The following is an 18,964-nucleotide window of genomic DNA, read 5'->3' as shown; positions in this document are numbered from 1 at the left end:
ACGGCATCTGTTTTTATTTAATGCTTTTCAACAACCCGGCCTAACATTTACTGCGCATGTTTTCAGCATTGATGATTTCATCGGCTATGCCCATGGCTTGAAAACTGTCGGGGTCGGCAAGTTTCCACATGTCATCAAGAACTCTGCGGCCGCATTCACCGCTAAGCAAGGAACCGGATTGGATAAATTGATAATGTTCCGACAAGAGTTTAATCCATCCGTCCGGCTGGCGGCGCACGATGTGGTGCGGTTTAAGCTGCATGGGATGATCCAATCCCGCGCTGCCGACGATATCGGCAAGGGCTTTTAAGGTGTTGGCATGGAAATTTTTCACACGCTGCGACTTATCGGGCACATCAAGTGCTTTTTGGCGCGACGGGTCTTGAGTGGCAACGCCGGTCGGACACTTATTGGTGTGGCACGAACGCGATTGGATACAGCCAACGGCAAACATGAACCCGCGCGCGCTGTTGCACCAGTCGGCGCCCAATCCCATCATTTTGGCAATGTCGAAGCCGCTGACCAGTTTTCCGCTTACGCCGACTTTGATTTTGTCGCGGATGCCGGCACCGACCAATGTATTTTGCACAAAAATCAAAGCGTCAACCAAAGGCATACCGATGGAATCCATAAATTCTACCGGTGCTGCGCCGGTGCCGCCTTCGGCACCGTCCACCACAATAAAATCGGGATAGTTGTCTTCTTCTATCATGGCCTTCACAATGGCCATAAACTCCCACGGCATGCCGATGCAGAGCTTGAAACCTACCGGTTTGCCGCCTGAAAGTTCGCGTAACTGCTGCCAGAATTTCACCAACCCGCGCGGGGTGGAAAAGGCAGGATGGCTGGCCGGAGAAATACAGTCCATTCCCATGGGAATATCGCGGGTTCGGGCAATTTCTTCGGTAATTTTAGATGCAGGCAGCACCCCGCCTTTACCCGGCTTTGCGCCTTGCGAGAGCTTGATTTCAATCATTTTTACCTGCTCGAGCGCAGCGCGTTCGGCAAAGGTTTTGGGATTGAAATTACCGTGTTCGTCGCGGCAGCCGAAATAACCCGTGCCCAGTTCCCAAATCAGGTCGCCGCCGTGTTTTTTATGGTAAGGGCTGATGCTGCCTTCGCCAGTATCGTGGGCAAAACCGCCCATTTTCGCCCCTTTGTTCAAGGCTTCGATAGCGGCGGCGGAAAGTGCGCCAAAACTCATGGCGGAAATATTAAACACCGATAAATCATAAGGTTGAAGGCAGCGCTCGTTCCCTACTCTCACACGGAAATCGTAATTGTCGATCTTGTGGCTGTTGCCCGAATGTAAAAACCACTCGCTGCCGGTTTTATTTAAATCATTGATACTGCCGAAAGCGGTTGTGCTGTCGAGATTTTTTGCCCGTTGGTAAACCAGCGAACGCTGCTGGCGCGAAAACGGCACTTGCTCCTGATCATCTTCCAAAAAATATTGGCGGATTTCGGGGCGGAAGTTTTCCAACAGAAAACGGATGTGTCCGCCAATAGGATAGTTGCGCAGAATCGCATGGCGTTTTTGGGTGATGTCGTGTATGCCGAGTGCCGAAAATACCAAAGATACGGCAAACAGCCACCAAATCTGCAACAGCAGGCTGATAACGGTTAACGCGCCGAACAACCACAGCAAACCGTAGCGCGGCATAATCAAAAATCCGTAATTGGCAGAATGGGTGTTGGTAGGTTTTGGGTCTTCTTGAGCCATAGAACACGGTTCCTGAACGATTATTCTTAAAACTCTGATTATACCTGCTTATCTCTACAAATACCGCATGTTGAAAAGCCGATGAATAAAGGCAATAAACCTTCTTAATGAATATTCAGACGGCCTCAAAAACTGCCTTCTTGCAATGCACTGCCTAATCCGCAGATTCCACTAAGTACCGCCGCTTGTTATAATCGCCGCCACATCTTCAAATGCACATGCAGCGATATACATGTCCCAACATAAAGCCCCTTTTACCCTGCGCATAGCCCGCTTAGCCAAACTCGCGGTATGGCTGTTTAAGACAGGCCGCAATCTCAGCAACATCGACGGCAACAATCTCCGCGAACGCGAACAGGCATTGATTACCCTCGGTTCCACCGCATTACAAGCTGTGGGCGCGAAGCTTAACGTAACCACGCCTCCCGAACATTTTCACGTTAGCGGCACGTTGGTTGTAGCCAACCATGTATCGTGGTTGGATATTTTTGCCATGAGTGCCCTATTCCCGAGCAGTTTCATTGCCAAACAAGAAATCAGCAACTGGCCGGTATTGGGGAAAATGGGTAGGAATGCCGGCACGGTGTTTATCAACCGCAATTCCCGCAAAGATGTCGAGCCGATTAACCAAGCCATTGCCGCCGCATTAAAAAACGGGCAAAACGTCAGCTTTTTCCCTGAAGCCAAAACGTCTTCGGGTATGGACGTATTACCTTTCAAGGCTGCTTTGTTCCAATCTGCCATCGACAGCGGCGCGCCTGTGCAAACCGTAGTGCTGCGTTATTACGATCATTTGGGACGGCGCACCACCCTGCCTTCTTATGCCGATGTTAGCCTGCTCGTTTCGCTTTGGCGCGTGGTATCCATGCCCGAGCTGCACATTCATGTTGATTTCGGCAAGCCGATTACCAGTGAAGAATATCAAGAGAAAGACCGTTTCGCTTTAAAAGAAGCGGCCGAAAACTATGTGCGTAAAAAAGTATTGGAAGACAGCACCGAAAATCTTTAATCATCTTCAATCTTTAAGCCATGAGGCCGTCTGAAATATTCAGACGGCCTCATGGCATGATAAGGAATGGTAAGGTGAAAGCTATTCCGAATCACCGGTTGTTTGGGTCAGCCAGCCTTGCTGCTTCATCAAAGGTATGTTGTTAGGCGCATAGGTGTTGCTGTAATAACGGGCAAATTTTTCACGATAAGGCAGCTTCTCGCGTGCTTCTCCAAATTCGGTCATGGTTTGTTCATAGTGCATAAGGCCGTCTGAAATCACCGTATCGGCAGGATAAACGTTTTCCGCATAAACCACCTGTTCGGGCAAACGCGGTTTCAGTTTCATTTCAATATCCGGTTCACCGATACACAGCCCCACAATCGGAAAAGTATTTTTCGGCAGCTTGAGCAAATCAACCAATTCAACCGCAATATTTCTGATTCCGCCTGTATAACAGGTGGCGTAGCCCAAACTTTCCGCAGCAATAACAGCGTTTTGGGCGGCCAATGCCGTATCGGTTACTGCCGTAATCAGGCTGCCCGGCTCACCCGCTGCGCTGTAAGAACCGCCTGCCGCACGGCTGCATAAATCGGCACGGTGAAGATCTGCCACAAAAATCAGGTAAGTACCGCAGGTGCCGATTTGCGGGTTGGCAGGCTGCAATTCTGCGATTTTACGGCGCAATTCGGGCGACGTAATGTTGATAATCGCATAGTGTTGCCCGTTCATCCAAGAAGGTGCCTGTCTGGCGCAATCGATAATGGTTTGAACATCGGCGGCAGGCAGCGGAGTGCTTTTGAAGTGGCGGTAAGTGCGGTGGTTTTTAATGGTTTCAACAGCATTTTTCATGGCAGGCATTCCTTGGTTGAAATGGAGGGGAAAATTGTATGGCTGTCGGCACAAAACGTCTATAGTCAATCAATTTAACTTTACTGCGGCTTGCTGCTTTTTATTGGAAATAAGTTGATTGACGATATACCGCATCAAACCATGCGGTATCAAAAAGCTGGATGGCATTGCTGCTTTGTTATAGAATGTAATCCAACTCAGGTAAGCAATTATTTGCTTAAATTTTTCATTCAATTGTAAGAGGAAAACGACATGTTTCCAGAGTATCGAGAATTAATTTCAAAATTAAAACAAGAAGATGCGCACTTTGCCCGTTTGTTCAACGAGCACAATGAGCTTGACGACAAAATCACCGGCCTGACCAACAACCCGGTTACCGGCGGCTTGGATGAAATCGAAGAGCTGAAAAAACAAAAATTACACTTGAAAGACCAGTTGTACGCCATCTTGTTGAAGGCTGATAAAGAAGGTAAATAAGCCGTAAAATGTATCGGGCCGTCTGAAACTTTGCGTTCAGACGGCCTTTATGCATGATTGAATAAATCCGATCACACTTTATTTTGTTTGCCCGTGTTTTGTGCGGATTAAAGCCGAAAGATCATAACCCTGCTCTTGTGCCTGTTTCAGATAAGACTCATACACCGTTTCATCCATCTGGGGTTTGCGCGACAACAGCCACAAATATTTTCTGTCCGGTTGCCCTACCATCGCATATTGGTAATCACTGTCTAAAGCCATTACCCAATAAGGTGCTTTGCCCACAGGCAGCCAGCGTATCGCCTTCGGCAGAAAAGTCACACTCAACTTGGTATTCTCAGCATTGTGCGCACGAGCCAGCCCCTCTGCTACCGACCATTTACCGTCTGATTTCAAACAACGGTTGGTTACGCTGATGGTATCGTTGCTGTTTATTCGGTAAGTAGCCGTTACATCCGAAACACACTGGTCTTGATAAGGCATAGGCAACCGCGCAATTTCATACCACTGGCCGGCATAACGCTGAACATCCACTTGAGGCACGGTTTTCAGCGGCGGTAAATCTGCAGCTTGAACCGATAAAGCACCGCACATTGCACCTGCAAACAACATATATTTCATGTTCACAATATAATCTCCCTCCGTTTAAAAGCTAAATCATATATCAACGCTTAAAAGCCTCGTGCCAATTTAAGTAAAGAAATCGGAAATATTGATTCAGGTTTTCATGCCTTGTTCAAGCAATGAACTTTAATATAGAGTTGATTGACCATATACATCCAGATCCGTTGGTTTTATATAAAATCTCATGCGGTTGAAAGATATTGACGAAACCCTAATGCTGCCAATGTTTCATTTTTCGTCCGATTCGCTATATACTGCCGATATCTGTTTGTTTTACCGTTCATTTAAGGACAAATGATGAAAAATATTTTATTTGCAGGATTGCTAGTTTCCGTAGTCTCCGCCTGCTCGGTAGGAACGCCGGGAATGTCGGTAGGCTTAGGTGTCGGTACGAATATCGGCCGCCATGTGGGTTTGGGCACTTCTATCAACATACCCGTAGGCATCGACCGCAATCATAAACAATCCGGTGTAAATGTTGTTGAAGAACAGATTGTTACCTACTTCGACAGCAACGGCAAAGCCGGAAACCAACCTGTTCAAGGCGGATTTTACCGCCAGCTGATCAGCAGACGAGGCAACGAATACATCGTGCAGGATTTTTACTACGACAACAGTAAGAAACGCACCGATCCCTATACGCTATCGCGCAAGCAGTTGCTTGATTTTCATGCTTATCCTGAAAACGGCGCACTCACTATTTATGCCTATAACGGCAATTTGATGCAGCAGAAAGTTTATCGCAACGGTAAGCTGATTAACGCCAAATATTAACCGGCAGATGCTTTTTACAAAGGTTTTGATAGGTTTAAACCTTTACGAATCAGTTTGATACAAAAAATCGAAGCAGGTAAAGATGCCCGCCCTACTTGGTGCAACACCATTCAAATTTCCAACCCGCTTTTCAGACGGCAGCAGATTCGGATTTGAGGTGCAATGTTCCACTAAACGGATTTTTGCAACATTCAGCCATCGGGCGACACTCAGGGTTCAGAATGGGCTGAACCACCGGCAAAGAAAAAAACTTGGCTATAAACGCCAAGCGTTTTATTTCGAATCTAAGGCCGTCTGAAAATTTCAGACGGCCTTCTGCTTAAGAAAACAATATATCAGCGTATATCCGCTTTATTTCTCGTTGTTACCCAGTTGGGGCAACACCGAACCTTCGCCCAAAGCCAAAAGGCCGGTCTGTGAATACAAACCGAGTTTATTGCGCGTATCGACAATATCGAGATTACGCATGGTCAGTTGGCCGATGCGGTCGGCAGGGGTGAAGGCGGCGTTCTCTACTTTTTCCATGCTCAAACGCTCTGGCTGGTAAGTCAGGTTCGGCGATTCGGTGTTCAGAATCGAGTAGTCGTTGCCGCGGCGCAGCTCCAGCGTTACTTCGCCCGTAATCGCTTTGGCCACCCAGCGTTGGGCGGTTTCGCGCAGCATCAATGCTTGTGAATCAAACCAGCGGCCTTGATACAGCAAGCGGCCCAAGCGCAAGCCGTTGATGCGGTATTGTTCGATGGTGTCTTCGTTATGGATTCCGGTCAGCAAACGCTCGTAAGCGATGTGCAGCAAAGCCATGCCCGGTGCTTCGTAAATACCGCGTGATTTGGCTTCGATGATGCGGTTTTCGATTTGGTCGCTCATGCCCAAGCCGTGGCGGCCGCCGATGCGGTTGGCTTCGAGAAACAGCTCCACAGGGTCGGCAAACTCTTTGCCGTTCAAGGCTACCGGTATGCCCTCTTCAAAGCGCACGGTCACTTCTTCGGCTTTAACGGTTACGTTTTCATCCCAAAACGCTACGCCCATAATCGGTTTGACGATTTTGATGCCGCTGTTTAAAAATTCTAAATCTTTGGCTTCGTGGGTGGCGCCGAGCATGTTGGAATCGGTGGAATAGGCTTTTTCAACCGACATTTTGTAGTCGAAGCCGTTGGCGATGAGAAATTCGCTCATTTCTTGGCGGCCACCGAGTTCGTCGATAAAGGTTTGATCGAGCCACGGTTTGTAAATACGCAGGTTCGGATTGGTCAGCAGGCCGTAACGGTAGAAACGCTCGATGTCGTTGCCTTTATAGGTGGAACCGTCGCCCCAAATGTTGACGTCGTCTTCTTTCATGGCCGATACCAGCATGGTGCCGGTTACGGCGCGGCCTAAAGGTGTGGTATTGAAATAGGTGGCACCGCCGGTGGTGACATGAAACGCGCCGCATTGGATGGCGGCAATGCCCTCGTGCGCAAGCTGGCTGCGGCAGTCGATCAGGCGGGCTTCGATAGCACCGTATTCTTTGGCTTTTTTGGGAATGACGTTGTAATCGTCTTCATCGGGCTGGCCGAGATTGGCGGTGTAGGCATAAGGCAAGGCGCCTTTGAGTTTCATCCACAGCAGGGCTGCCGAAGTATCAAGGCCGCCTGAAAAGGCGATGCCCACTTTTTGACCTGTTGGTAGGCTTTGTAGAATAGTATGATTATGCTGGCTCATCGGGAAAATCCTGTTGATTATGATTATGCCGTTTCAGACGGCCCGAAAACGGGTTATTATTGTATGAATCGGCTGATTCGTCCAGCCTGAAATGTTCCTGAAGATGTGTTCGAGTGCTTTGGCTTTGAGCTTTCACTTCAGGGTGTACCGTCGGAAGGCATTGCGGCGGTTTGCCCTGCTGTGATGCCCCGATCGGAACAAGAAACGATGCGGCAGAAAGCGGGCTTGATCCGACCTTATTACCTTATCAAAGTAAACATTATGATCGATTTCAACCTCATCATTATCGGCGACGAGATTCTGCACGGCAGCCGCATAGATAAGCATTTTGCTTTTTTCAAACATCTGTTGGAATCTCGCGGATTGCGTTTAAACCAAGTGCAATATCTGCCCGACAACTATACCTTTTTGGTTAAGCAGCTTCGCCGCAGTTTTTCAGACGGCCTGCCTACATTTGTTACCGGAGGCATCGGCTCCACCCCCGACGACCATACCCGTCAGGCCGCTGCCGAAGCGTTGGAACTGCCTATCGTCCGACATGCCGAGGCCGTGCCGTTTATCGAAGAAACGTCCCTCAAACGCGGCGACGGCTTGGACTCGCCTTCGCACCGGCAGCGTTTGCTGATGGCTGATTTCCCCGAAGGAGCAGAACTTGTTCCCAACCCTTACAACAAAATCGCCGGATTTTCGATTAAAGAGCACTATTTCTTCCCCGGCTTTCCCGTGATGGCGCACCCGATGGCCGAATGGGTGTTGGAAACCTATTATGCCGACCGTTTCAATACCGTAAACAGCGCCCAACGCAGCGTATGGATATTCAGCATGCCCGAATCCCATGTCGCCCCGATTATGCGCGATGTGGAGGCGCATTACGAAGGCATCCGTTCGTTCAGCCTGCCCAGCGTAGGTTGGACAAAAGAGAACGGTGAAGTCGTTCCGCCGCACATCGAATTCGGCATCAAAGCCGTTGGCGAAGCCTGCTCGCAGATTGAACAGGCTTGGAGCGAAGTATTAGGCCGTCTGAAAGACATCGGTGCCGTTATCCGGCATGAAGCGCCGTAAGCTGCCAATTAAAACAAACCCACAGGCCTTCTGAAAGCCCAAACAGGTTTTCAGACGGCCTTATGCTATTTTTACTTGATTTGAATTGTTTTTTCATGACAGATAAAAAAATCATGAAATCAAAAGCATAAAAATTAACAACATCATTCGGATGCCTTTGCGCAAGCACTCCGCCAGGCTTATTGCGGCTGCAACAAAGACAAGGAACTTTTTATCTGTTATGGTTGACCAAATGAAATCCGTGCCTTGCGCACTTAGCAGCCACTTTCTGCTTTTATCACTTTTTTATTACACTTCCACTTTCACAACGGAGTAATCTATGACACATTTGAAAACCATCGTTCCGGTATTGGCATTGACTGCAACGCTGAGTGCTTGCGGTATGTTCGGCAAAGACCAACCTAAAGCCCAAGCCGCCCAACCTGCGCCTGCAGTTCAACAACAAGCACAACAACAGGCTCCGCAAACCAAAGTTCAAGCGCCGCAAACCGTACAGGTTGATTCTATCGACGGCAAAAAAGAAGTGGCATACAAATGCAGCAACAAAAATCCGCTGCATGTTATGTACGGCTTCAAAAACGGAGAAGTTGTCATTGCCCAAGTGAAATATCTGAACAAATTGTCTCCGGGGCTGTTCCGCGTAACCGGCAATCAAGACTCCAACATGTTTACCGGCAACGGCATTACTTGGGTGGCTGAAAAAGCCAATGCCGCCAATGTAGATAAAGTAAACGGAAACATGCTGACCCAAGAAGGTATTGAAACGGTAAACGGCAAGCAACACCAAGTATCTCAAATCGTTGCACGCTCTTGCGTGCTTGATAAAGCCGCTACCGCCAAGTTGAACAAACAAGCGAAAAAATAACCGCAACACATTTGCCGTACCCGCGTCATATTTCGGTTTAAAGTACGGCAAAGCATAAAAAACGGTTAACCGATTCTATCGGATTAAAAATAACCATGCCGTCTGAATGTTTCAGACGGCATGGTTATTTTTCGTATTATGCAGAGCAAGCCGAACCGATTATTCACCCGGGCATTCGGCACATTCGCTATGCAACTCTCCCAGCTTTAACTGGCTGTTCACGCTGCGTAAAGCGGTACGCAAACCTTCTTCAATAACAGGATGATAGAAAGGCATATCCAGCATTTGCGGAATCGTCATCTTTTGCTGGTGCGCCCATGCGAGCAAATGCGCCAAGTGTTCGGCCGCAGGGCCCACCATTTCTGCTCCGATAAACAAGCCGGTGCTTTGTTCGGCATAAACGCGCATGTGGCCTTTGTTCACCAACATCACACGGCTGCGCCCTTGGTTTCGGAACGATACTTCGCCGATTACCACGCATTCCGGATTTTTGTAACGCTCCATCACTTGTGCATATTTCAAACCGACAAAAGCAATTTGCGGGTTGGTAAACACCACACCAATGGTGCTGCGGCGCAAGCCTTTGTGAATATCGGGGTATCTGCCGGCGTTGTCGCCTGCGATTTTACCTTGGTCGCTGGCTTCGTGGAGTAACGGCAGTTGGTTGGACGCATCGCCCGCAATAAAAATGTGGGGAATGCTGGTTTGCATGGTTAACGGATGGGCTTTGGGCACACCGCGTTCGTCTAATTCTATCTCTATATTTTCAAGGCCGAGATTATCGGTATTCGGGCGACGGCCTATCGCAGACAGCAAGTAGTCGGCGGTAAAAACGCCGCTTTTATCGTTTTCTGACCAATGGATTTCCACTTCGCCTTTGTCATTCAGTTTGGCTTCGGTGCGCACATTAAGATGCAGCACCAGTTCTTCTCCGAATACGGATTTAGCTTCCTGCAATATAACCGGATCGGAAATGCCGCCCAGCGTGCCGCCCACACCGAAAATTTCTACTTTTACACCCAAACGGTGAAGTGCCTGCCCAAGCTCCAAACCAATCACACCGGGGCCGAATACGGCCACCCGCTCAGGCAGCGTATCCCAAGAAAACACATCATCGTTAATGATCAGCCGATCACCCAAGGCTTCCCATTGCGGCAATACAATAGGACGCGATCCGGTTGCAATCACAATCCGATCAGCTTCAATTTGAGTGTGGTCGTCAATTTGAACGGTATGCTCGTTAACGAATTTGGCCGCACCCATGATCCGTTTGTCGGCCGGCCATTCTTCCACATCGCTTACCACAAAGCCGACAAAACGGTCGCGCTCAGATTTCACGCGATTCATCACTTCTTCGCCGTTAACGGTAACGCTGCTTTTATCCAAATGAACACCAAACGGTTCGGTGTGCAAAGCATGATGACGCGCTTCGGCAGCCGCAATCAGCAGCTTGGAAGGCATACAGCCTACGCGGGCACACGTTGTGCCGAACACATGGCTTTCAACCAAATAAACATTGTCGGTATGCTGCCGGGCACTGCGAAACGCCCCCATACCGGCAGTACCGCCACCGATAACCACCACATCAGCTTGGATTTTTTTCATAGTTATTTTTCCTTTTAAAAACCGTTGCAAACGGTTCTAAATTTAGAGAAACAAATAAAGGGAATAAGGCAATCTTACAAAAACAAAATATTCACATTATCTTGTTTGTGTAAAATTGCCGAAAAGGATTTTTCAGACGGCCCGATACAATAGATTTCTTTGAATATATCTAAAGCGTGCCGTTCTGATCGATTATCATCACGGCACGCTTTACCCGATCAAACATAAGGGAATGGTTTTAATCCCTCAGCTCAATCATCCTATTGGTTAAGTTAGTTTTTAGACAAATAAACTTCCAAGTCTTCACTACCGCCAATGTATTTACCGCCGATAAAGATTTGCGGAGCAGTTGCCTTACCGGTAATGGCACGCACGGAAACAATGCTGGCATCTTTGCCCAATACGATTTCTTCGTAAGACAAGCCTTTTTCTTCCAAAGCTTTTTTAGCTTGGGCGCAAAATTGGCAACCGGGCTTGGTAAAGATGGCTACCGATTCCTGTGCTTTCCAGTTAGGAGCGATATATTTCAGCATGGTGTCGGCATCGGAAACTTCAAAGGGATCGCCTTCTTTTTCCGGCTCGATAAACATTTTTTCGATTTTTCCGTCATTCACCAGCATAGAATAACGCCAAGAACGCTTGCCGAAGCCCAAGTTGTCTTTATCTACCAGCATGCCCATGCCTTCGGTAAATTCACCGTTGCCGTCGGGAATCATGGTGATATTGTCAGACTCTTCATCAGCAGCCCAAGCATTCATAACAAACGTATCATTTACAGATACGCACAAAATATCGTCCACACCGTTTTCTTTAAACGCTTTAGCCAGCTCGTTGTAACGCGGCAGATGGGTAGAAGAACAAGTGGGGGTAAATGCGCCGGGCAGAGAAAATACCACTACTTTTTTACCTTTGAACAATTCATCGGTAGAAACATCTTTCCAAGAATCGCCGACGCGGGTGTGGAATACTACGCTCGGTACTTGCTGACCGGTACGATCTACTAAAGCCATATTGATACTCCTGTTTTAAAAAACGTTTAATCAAACGAAAATCGAGATGAACTTGTCATTATAACCAATATTACATTTAACGGATATAAAACATCTGCTGCATTGAAAATCGAAAAGCCGTTCGTGTTCTGCTTCGATTATCCGATAATGCAATGTCTCGAAAGCTTATTCTAAAACATGAACAACCGCGATATAAGCCGGTTTTACTGCAAAGCAGAATTGCTTTACAGAAATTTACACCAATTGCAGTCGCGCTTTTCTACCCTTGCATCCCTAAAAATAAACGCTGCCTGCGGTTGTGCACAAACCACAATCAAACGGCTATAATAACCGCTTTACCAAGTTTTGCTTATTACCATGACACACGATCACGATGCGTGGATTGTTTTTCCCCAGAAAATACCGTTTGAAGTTCCGCTTGTTCTGCAAAGCGGCCAAACCCTTCCGCGTTTCGATTTGATGGTGGAAACCTACGGCAGTTTGAATGCCGACAAATCCAATGCCGTATTAATCTGCCATGCCCTTTCCGGCAATCATCATGTTGCGGGAAAACATACTCCCGAAGACAAACATTCCGGCTGGTGGGACAGCATGGTCGGCCCCGGCAAACCGGTTGATACCAATCGTTTTTTTGTGGTCGGTTTGAATAATTTGGGCGGATGCCACGGCAGCACGGGCCCTTTGAGCATCAATCCGGAAACCGGAGAAGAATACGGCGCTGATTTTCCTGTGGTAACAGTGAAAGATTGGGTAAAAAGCCAAGCCCTTCTGGCTGACCATTTCGGTATTAGGCAATGGGCGGCCGTGATGGGAGGAAGTTTGGGCGGCATGCAGGCTCTGCAGTGGACGATAGATTTTCCCCAACGGGTCAGGCATGCGTTGGTTATCGCCTCGTCCACCCGCTTGTCTGCACAAAATATTGCGTTTAACGATGTGGCGCGTCAGGCCATTATTACCGACCCGGATTTTCATGACGGCCATTACCGCCGCTACAATACCGTTCCCCGCCGCGGTTTGCGTATCGCCCGTATGATGGGGCATATTACCTATCTTGCCGAGCAAGGTTTGGGTAAAAAGTTCGGACGCAACATGCACAGCAACGGCTACCAATACGGCTATGACGTAGAATTTGAAGTGGAATCCTATTTGCGTTATCAGGGAGACAAATTTGCCGAGCGTTTTGATGCCAACACTTACCTGCGCATGACCAAAGCTTTGGATTATTTTGCCCCTGCCGCCGAATTCGGCAATGATTTGGTTGCCGCTTTAAAAACCGCTCAAGCCCGATTTTTTATTGCCAGTTTCAGCACCGATTGGCGGTTTGCACCGGCGCGTTCGCGTGCGTTGGTGAAACATTTGGTAAAAGCCGGCAAGCATGTCCAATACATCGAAGTCGAATCCCACCACGGACACGATGCTTTTTTAATGACCGACGAGCCTTACATCCGTGCCGTGCGCGCTTATATGAACAATGTTGCCGAGGAATGCAAGCATGACTGAACTACGCGACGACCTACAGTTGATTTACGACTGGATTCCGCAAGGCAGCCGGGTATTGGACTTGGGCTGCGGTAACGGCGAATTGCTGTCGGCACTGATTAACCGGAAACAGTGTTCCGGTTACGGTGTGGAAATCGACACCGAAGGCGTTATCGCTTCGATAGAGCGCGGCATCAGCGTGATTCAGGCGGATTTGGAGCAAGGCTTGCAAGATTTCGATGACAACAGTTTCGATATACTCGTGCTGAGTCAAACCATACAGGCCATGCAGAATACGGAAAATATTTTGCGGGATCTTACCCGCGTGGCCAAGCAAGCCATTGTTTCTTTCCCCAACTTCGGCTATTGGCGCAACCGTTTGCAAATCGGCCTTCTCGGCCATATGCCCGTTTCCGAACGTATGCCTTATCAGTGGTATAACACACCCAATATTCATTGGTGTACTTTGCAGGATTTCGACCGCTTGTGTGCCAAAAACCATATCCGTGTGTTGGAACGCACGGTTATGACTGCCGGGAAACGTATTAATATTCTCCCTAATCTTTTGGGCAGTTTGGCTTTTTACCGTGTCGGCTGATAAAGATATTAGAAAAGCTGCCTTAAGGCAGCTTTTTGTATGGTTATAAATAACGCACCAACACATTATTTTTTTACAAACACCAAATCCCACACACCATGCCCCAAACGTTTTCCACGCGCTTCAAACTTGGTTTCGGGTCGGTATTCAGGTGTGGGCGCGTAATCTGCGGCCGTATTGCTCAAATGATCGAAACTGCTTAACACTTCAAGCATTTGAACCGCATATTCTTCCCAATCTGTTGCCAAATGGATATAGCCGCCTGTTTTTAATTTGGGTAACAGCTTGGCAACAAACGGTATCTGCACCAAACGGCGCTTGTTATGGCGCTTTTTGTGCCACGGATCGGGAAAGAAAATATGAATGCCGTCAAGTGAACCGTCGCTTAACATATTTTCCACTACTTCCACAGCATCGTGGCGCATCACCCGGATATTCGTTATCTGTTCTTCTTCAATCAGTTTAAGAATATTGCCTACGCCGGGGCCGTGCACATCAATAGCTAAAAAGTCTTTTTCAGGCAGGCATTTGGCAATTTCTACGGTAGCCGTGCCCATGCCGAAACCGATTTCCAACACCTTCGGATTATCACGGCCAAACATTTTGTTCAAATCTGCCGGGTCTGCTTGATAGTCGATCCCGAATTGAGGCCACATGGTATCAATGGCACGCTGCTGGGCGGCAGTCATATGTCCTTGGCGCAAAACAAAGCTGCGGATGCTGCGTTTGTGTTGCTCGGGAACCGTTTGGTTGTTAGATTGATTTACTTCGTTGTCAGTCATTATTTGTCTCATCGGTAAAGGCCGTCTGAAAGAATGAAGCTTTCAGACGGCCTCTTAATACATGTTTTGATTACTCGGAGATATCATCACCAGCTTGGTCTGCATCTACCGCCGTATCGTCAGATGCGTTTGCTTCTCCGCTATTTGCTTCTTCAAGGGGAGCTTCTGCCTCTTCGGGTTCTTCCGCCACACGCTCCAAGCTCACTAATGTTTCGCCTTCATCCAAATTAATCAGTTTCACACCCGCTGCGGCACGGCCGGTTTCGCGGATTTGGTCGACTTTGGTTCTGATTAATACGCCGCCGCTGGTAATCAGCATTAAATCGTCGGTTTCGGCAACCAATGTCGCCGCCACCAGTTCGCCGTTGCGCTCGCCGGTATTGATGGCAATGTTACCCTGCCCGCCTTTACCTTTGCGGCTGTAGTCGGCAATCGGGGTACGCTTGCCGTAACCGTTGGCCGTGGCAGTCAACACTTGCAGGGTTTCGTCTTGTTCGCATTCGGGATAAAAGGTAATCAGGCTGACGATGCGGCCGTCTGAAGGCAGGCGCATACCGCGCAGGCCGCCGCTGCCACGTCCGCTCGGGCGCACACCGTTGCCTTTCAAGGCCGGTGTTTCGCCGTTTTCGTCGCTGTTGTCTTCCGCTTCATTGAGGCCGTCTGAATCTTCGTTTTCCGCTTCATCGACATCACCGTTGCGCTGTTCGTAGTATTCATTAAAGCGGATGGCCTTACCCAAGTTGGAAAACAGCATAATATCGCTGGTGCCGGAGGTGCGGGCTACGCCCACCAGTGAATCGCCTTCTTTGAGGGCGATGGCTTTAATGCCTTGCGCGCGCACGTTTTTGAAGGCGGAAAGCTGCACTTTTTTCACCATACCTTGTGCGGTGGCGAAGAAAACGTATTCGTCTTCCGGGAAGTCGCGCACGGCCAGAATCGCGCTGACTTTCTCGCCTTCGTCAAGCTGAATCACGTTATTAATCGGACGGCCTCGGCTGTTGCGGCCGCCTTCGGGCAGTTTGTACACTTTGATCCAATGGCATTTGCCGAAATTGGTAAAGCACATCAGATAATCATGCGTGTTGGCAACAAACAGGGTTTCGATAAAGTCTTCGTCTTTAGTGGCTGCAGCCTGTTTGCCGCGCCCGCCGCGACGTTGCGCTTGATAATCGGTAGTCGGCTGGGTTTTGATATAACCGCCGTGCGTCAGCGTTACCACCATTTCGCGCGGCGGAATCAGGTCTTCATCGGCAATATCGCCGCCAAACGGATTGATTTCGCTGCGGCGTTCGTCGCCGAAATGGGTTTTGATTTCTTCCAATTCTTCGTGAATGATTTGGGTAATCCGCTCGGGTTTGGCCAAAATATCCAAGAAGTCGATAATCTGCGCCATGATGTTTTTGTAGTCGTTGACAATCGTATCTTGGTCGAGACCGGTCAGGTTACGCAGGCTCATGCGCAAAATGGCATCGGCTTGGATTTCGCTCAGGAAATAGCCGCCGCTTTGCAAACCCAATCCGGCAGGCAAACCTTCCGGGCGGGCCATCTGCATATCCAAATCGGTGCGGGACAACATTTCTCCAACCAAGCCCGACTGCCACGGACGCGCGAGCAGCTTTTCTTTGGCTTCGGGCGCATCGGCAGATTCTTTAATCAGCTGAATCATTTCGTCGATATTCGATAAAGCCACGGCTTTACCTTCGGCGATATGGCCTTCATGACGCGCTTTTTTGAGGCGGAACAAAGTGCGGCGGGTAACCACTTCGCGGCGGTGACGCAGAAACTCGCTCAAAATCTGTTTCAGGTTCAGCAGGCGCGGTTGGCCGTCGACCAAAGCCACCATATTGATGCCGAAGCTGTCTTGCAGCTGGGTGAGCTTATAGAGCTGGTTCAATACCACTTCGGCGTTTTCGTTGCGCTTCAGTTCGATAACCACGCGCATACCCGATTTGTCGGATTCGTCGCGCAGATCGGAAATGCCTTCCAACACTTTGTCGCGCACCAGCTCGCCGATTTTTTCCACCAGCTTGGCTTTATTTACCTGATAGGGAATTTCGTCGATGATGATGGCTTCGCGCTCGCCGTTTTTGCCTATGGGTTCGATATGCGTTTTACCGCGCATTACCACGCGGCCGCGGCCGGTTTTATAGCCTTCGCGCACACCGCCCAAACCGTAAATGGTTGCACCGGTAGGGAAATCGGGGGCTTTGATGATATTGATTAACTCGTCGATACCTGTTTCGGGGTGAGCCAGCAATTGCAGGCAGGCATCAATGGTGTCGGGCAGATTGTGTGGCGGAATATTGGTGGCCATACCGACGGCAATGCCCGAAGAACCGTTAACCAGCAAAGCGGGAAAACGGGTCGGCAAAACCAAAGGCTCGCTCTCGCTGCCGTCGTAGTTGGGGCCGAAATTAACGGTTTCTTCTTCGATATCTGCCATCATTTCATGGGCGATTTTTGCCATGCGGATTTCGGTGTAACGCATGGCCGCCGCGCCATCGCCGTCTACCGAACCGAAGTTGCCCTGCCCGTCGACCAACACATAGCGCATCGAGAAATCTTGAGCCATGCGCACAATGGTGTCGTACACCGCGCTGTCGCCGTGCGGATGGTATTTACCGATCACGTCGCCGACGATACGGGCAGACTTCTTATAAGCGCTGTTCCAACTGTTTTTCAACTCGTGCATGGCATACAGCACGCGGCGGTGAACGGGCTTCAGGCCGTCGCGCACATCGGGCAGCGCACGCCCCACAATCACGCTCATGGCGTAATCGAGGTAGCTGCGGCGCATTTCGTCTTCTAGGCTGATGGGAATGGTTTCTTTGGCGAAGTGGTGGTCGTTGCGGGTGGTTGCGTCGGTCATGGTGATATTTGGTATTTCACAGAAAAAATTTCGTGCGATTTTAGCATAAAACGGGCTTGAATTGGCGTATGCGGCGTCGGGTTCGTTTGTTTGCGGATGTTTCGGTCGGTAAGGCCGTCTGAAAACGATTTTGGCAATCCGGTATGTGCAACCGCATTCTTCAGACGGCCTGATACTTTTGCGGAGCTTTGCGGGTAAAAAGCTGTGAAGTTAAGGAAGATTACACGCTTGCAAGTTGCAGGCCGTGTGCTCTAACCCTACAATGACGCGAGTTTAACTTAAGAGAGAATCTTTATGCGTTTTCTGCTATTGCCCTTACTTTTGGCGGTTTCAGCCGTTTCTACGGCGGCTCCGCGACACGACAAAGATACTTTGGTCAACACCCGCTATCAAGAAAGCGAGGCCGAAAAAGCCGCACGCGAGTTTAAAGAAGCCGACATCGGATTGCCGCCTTTCCCCGACCTTCAAAACGGGCATTGGTTTGATATTTATGTGGGCAATACATACGATAAAAAGCCGAAAATCCTGCTCAACAGCATCAGCATCGCGCCCGATACTTCTGTGCGTTATGTGCTGAACATCCAATCCAAACAAGGTTATGACAATTTGAGTGCCGAAGGTTTGTTTTGTACCGACACTACGTTTTCAACCAAAGAAAGCAAACGCTCTTCATTCAAAATTTTCGGCTACGGAGACACCGTAAACAAACGCTGGATTACACCGCGCAATGCCGATTGGAAGCCGATAGGTGCGATTTTGAACAGCGCCGATCCCGTTCGCGGCGTGCTTTACCGTGCCTTCTGTGAAGACGGCAAACCCGGCAGTGCGGAAGTTCTGCGCCAAAGAGTGACGGAACGCTCGGGCAAACATTCTCGTTCGATGACCAATCTTAACAAAAAGTAAAACAACAAACCGTAAGGCCGTCTGAAATTTCAGACGGCCTGAGACCTTTTAAATAACATAAGTTACCAAAATTTTATACTCAATAAAATTCTCAAAATGAAAAATCTTTCTGATTTTGCCTACTTTTTACTCAGAATCGGAAAGGTTTTAGTCAATTGAAAATTTTTAGCATATTTTTATGCGTCAAATTTTGTTAATAGACTGAGACCTTTGCAAAACTCCCATCTGCGGCGCATTTCTGCGTTGTGCGCTGCTCGCTCGTTTGCCTATCTGTATGATATGTCTGCACTCGCTGCGCTGCTACGCCTTGAACTGCATCCACATCTGAGGGTTTTGCAAAGGTCTCAGACTATTTGCCTTTTGTCATGTGCAAATTGCTCATGCAATGGGTTTCTTAATTTTTAGGTTCGAATGAGAAAAGAGCATTAAACTGATAAGAGGCAGGCTTATGTTTTGACGTGTAACAAAGATGATTCAAAAGTTTTATAAACTCTGAGGCCGCCTATTAAATCGTCTAAAAATAAAGGGGCTGAAGTAGATTAGCCCTAAACACCACACCAAAGCCGCAAAGTTTTTAACTGCTGCTTTGGTGTCCCGAAGTTAAAACGAAACTCACATTCTTTCAAGAACAGAGGAAAAGATTTTCGGTCGA

General features: G+C 48.7%; 17 protein-coding genes and 1 pseudogene. 9 read left to right on the top strand and 9 right to left on the bottom strand.

Annotation, left to right across the window (positions count from 1 at the left end; all coding sequences use genetic code 11):
• Positions 1–40 precede the first annotated feature (40 nt).
• Entirely contained in the window at positions 41–1,723 is a 1,683-nt protein-coding gene (locus AKG43_RS06350) for an FMN-binding glutamate synthase family protein (RefSeq protein ID WP_054599727.1), read from the bottom strand.
• Positions 1,724–1,955: 232 nt separating this feature from the next.
• Here AKG43_RS06350 and AKG43_RS06345 point away from each other — a divergent pair, with 232 nt between their 5' ends.
• Complete coding sequence (locus AKG43_RS06345; RefSeq protein ID WP_054599726.1) at positions 1,956–2,732, top strand: 1-acylglycerol-3-phosphate O-acyltransferase; 777 nt, start codon at positions 1,956–1,958, stop codon at positions 2,730–2,732.
• 81 nt (positions 2,733–2,813) lie between these two features.
• On the opposite strand, the gene AKG43_RS06340 is transcribed toward AKG43_RS06345, so the two are convergent.
• Positions 2,814–3,563, bottom strand: coding sequence for a nitroreductase family protein (locus tag AKG43_RS06340; protein ID WP_054599725.1), 750 nt, complete (start codon positions 3,561–3,563; stop codon positions 2,814–2,816).
• A gap of 252 nt (positions 3,564–3,815) precedes the next feature.
• Between AKG43_RS06340 and AKG43_RS06335 the strand changes: the two genes are divergently transcribed.
• The gene (locus AKG43_RS06335; RefSeq protein WP_054599724.1) at positions 3,816–4,040 is read left to right on the top strand and encodes a YdcH family protein; all 225 of its coding nucleotides are present in this window, start codon (positions 3,816–3,818) and stop codon (positions 4,038–4,040) included.
• Positions 4,041–4,118: 78 nt separating this feature from the next.
• On the opposite strand, the gene AKG43_RS06330 is transcribed toward AKG43_RS06335, so the two are convergent.
• Entirely contained in the window at positions 4,119–4,661 is a 543-nt protein-coding gene (locus AKG43_RS06330; RefSeq protein ID WP_156300631.1) for a lipocalin family protein, read from the bottom strand.
• 300 nt (positions 4,662–4,961) lie between these two features.
• Between AKG43_RS06330 and AKG43_RS06325 the strand changes: the two genes are divergently transcribed.
• The gene (locus AKG43_RS06325; RefSeq protein WP_054599722.1) at positions 4,962–5,438 is read left to right on the top strand and encodes a hypothetical protein; all 477 of its coding nucleotides are present in this window, start codon (positions 4,962–4,964) and stop codon (positions 5,436–5,438) included.
• A 351-nt stretch (positions 5,439–5,789) separates the two neighbouring features.
• Here the strand turns inward: AKG43_RS06325 and argG are convergent, their stop codons facing one another.
• A complete protein-coding gene (gene argG / locus AKG43_RS06320) occupies positions 5,790–7,139 on the bottom strand; it encodes an argininosuccinate synthase (protein WP_054599721.1) in 1,350 nt (449 codons plus the stop codon).
• A gap of 261 nt (positions 7,140–7,400) precedes the next feature.
• Between argG and AKG43_RS06315 the strand changes: the two genes are divergently transcribed.
• Positions 7,401–8,201 (top strand): molybdopterin-binding protein, encoded by an 801-nt coding sequence (locus AKG43_RS06315; protein ID WP_054599759.1) that lies wholly within the window; start codon positions 7,401–7,403, stop codon positions 8,199–8,201.
• Positions 8,202–8,520: 319 nt separating this feature from the next.
• Entirely contained in the window at positions 8,521–9,066 is a 546-nt protein-coding gene (locus AKG43_RS06310; protein WP_054599720.1) for a hypothetical protein, read from the top strand.
• Between the two features lie 159 nt (positions 9,067–9,225).
• On the opposite strand, the gene AKG43_RS06305 is transcribed toward AKG43_RS06310, so the two are convergent.
• On the bottom strand, positions 9,226–10,671 hold the full coding sequence (locus AKG43_RS06305; RefSeq protein WP_054599719.1) for a dihydrolipoyl dehydrogenase: 1,446 nt from the start codon (positions 10,669–10,671) through the stop codon (positions 9,226–9,228).
• 272 nt (positions 10,672–10,943) lie between these two features.
• Positions 10,944–11,681 (bottom strand): glutathione peroxidase, encoded by a 738-nt coding sequence (locus tag AKG43_RS06300; protein ID WP_054599718.1) that lies wholly within the window; start codon positions 11,679–11,681, stop codon positions 10,944–10,946.
• A 357-nt stretch (positions 11,682–12,038) separates the two neighbouring features.
• Between AKG43_RS06300 and AKG43_RS06295 the strand changes: the two genes are divergently transcribed.
• Both AKG43_RS06295 and metW read left to right on the top strand, forming a co-directional pair.
• Positions 12,039–13,181, top strand: coding sequence for a homoserine O-acetyltransferase (locus tag AKG43_RS06295; RefSeq protein WP_054599717.1), 1,143 nt, complete (start codon positions 12,039–12,041; stop codon positions 13,179–13,181).
• The gene (metW, locus tag AKG43_RS06290) at positions 13,174–13,758 is read left to right on the top strand and encodes a methionine biosynthesis protein MetW (RefSeq protein WP_054599716.1); all 585 of its coding nucleotides are present in this window, start codon (positions 13,174–13,176) and stop codon (positions 13,756–13,758) included. The genes AKG43_RS06295 and metW overlap by 8 nt, the downstream gene beginning before the upstream one ends.
• 65 nt (positions 13,759–13,823) lie before the next feature.
• On the opposite strand, the gene trmB is transcribed toward metW, so the two are convergent.
• Positions 13,824–14,540 (bottom strand): tRNA (guanosine(46)-N7)-methyltransferase TrmB, encoded by a 717-nt coding sequence (trmB, locus tag AKG43_RS06285; protein ID WP_054599715.1) that lies wholly within the window; start codon positions 14,538–14,540, stop codon positions 13,824–13,826.
• A gap of 70 nt (positions 14,541–14,610) precedes the next feature.
• Positions 14,611–17,409, bottom strand: a complete 2,799-nt coding sequence (gene gyrA / locus AKG43_RS06280) for a DNA gyrase subunit A (protein ID WP_054599714.1) — start codon at positions 17,407–17,409, stop codon at positions 14,611–14,613.
• Positions 17,410–17,703: 294 nt separating this feature from the next.
• On the opposite strand from gyrA, the gene AKG43_RS06275 reads away from it, so the two are divergent.
• Complete coding sequence (locus AKG43_RS06275; protein WP_054599713.1) at positions 17,704–18,312, top strand: CNP1-like family protein; 609 nt, start codon at positions 17,704–17,706, stop codon at positions 18,310–18,312.
• A gap of 201 nt (positions 18,313–18,513) precedes the next feature.
• On the top strand, positions 18,514–18,717 hold the full coding sequence (locus tag AKG43_RS13270; RefSeq protein ID WP_231718122.1) for a signal peptidase: 204 nt from the start codon (positions 18,514–18,516) through the stop codon (positions 18,715–18,717).
• A 140-nt stretch (positions 18,718–18,857) separates the two neighbouring features.
• On the opposite strand, the pseudogene AKG43_RS12755 reads toward AKG43_RS13270, so the two are convergent.
• Positions 18,858–18,964: pseudogene (locus tag AKG43_RS12755) on the bottom strand (IS1595 family transposase); the annotation flags it as partial.

This window comes from Neisseria sp. 74A18 (assembly GCF_001308005.1).
GTDB classification, from domain to species: domain Bacteria; phylum Pseudomonadota; class Gammaproteobacteria; order Burkholderiales; family Neisseriaceae; genus Neisseria; species Neisseria dumasiana.
Note: the sequence above shows the minus strand (reverse complement) of the source record. Positions and strands in the feature narration are given on the sequence as shown.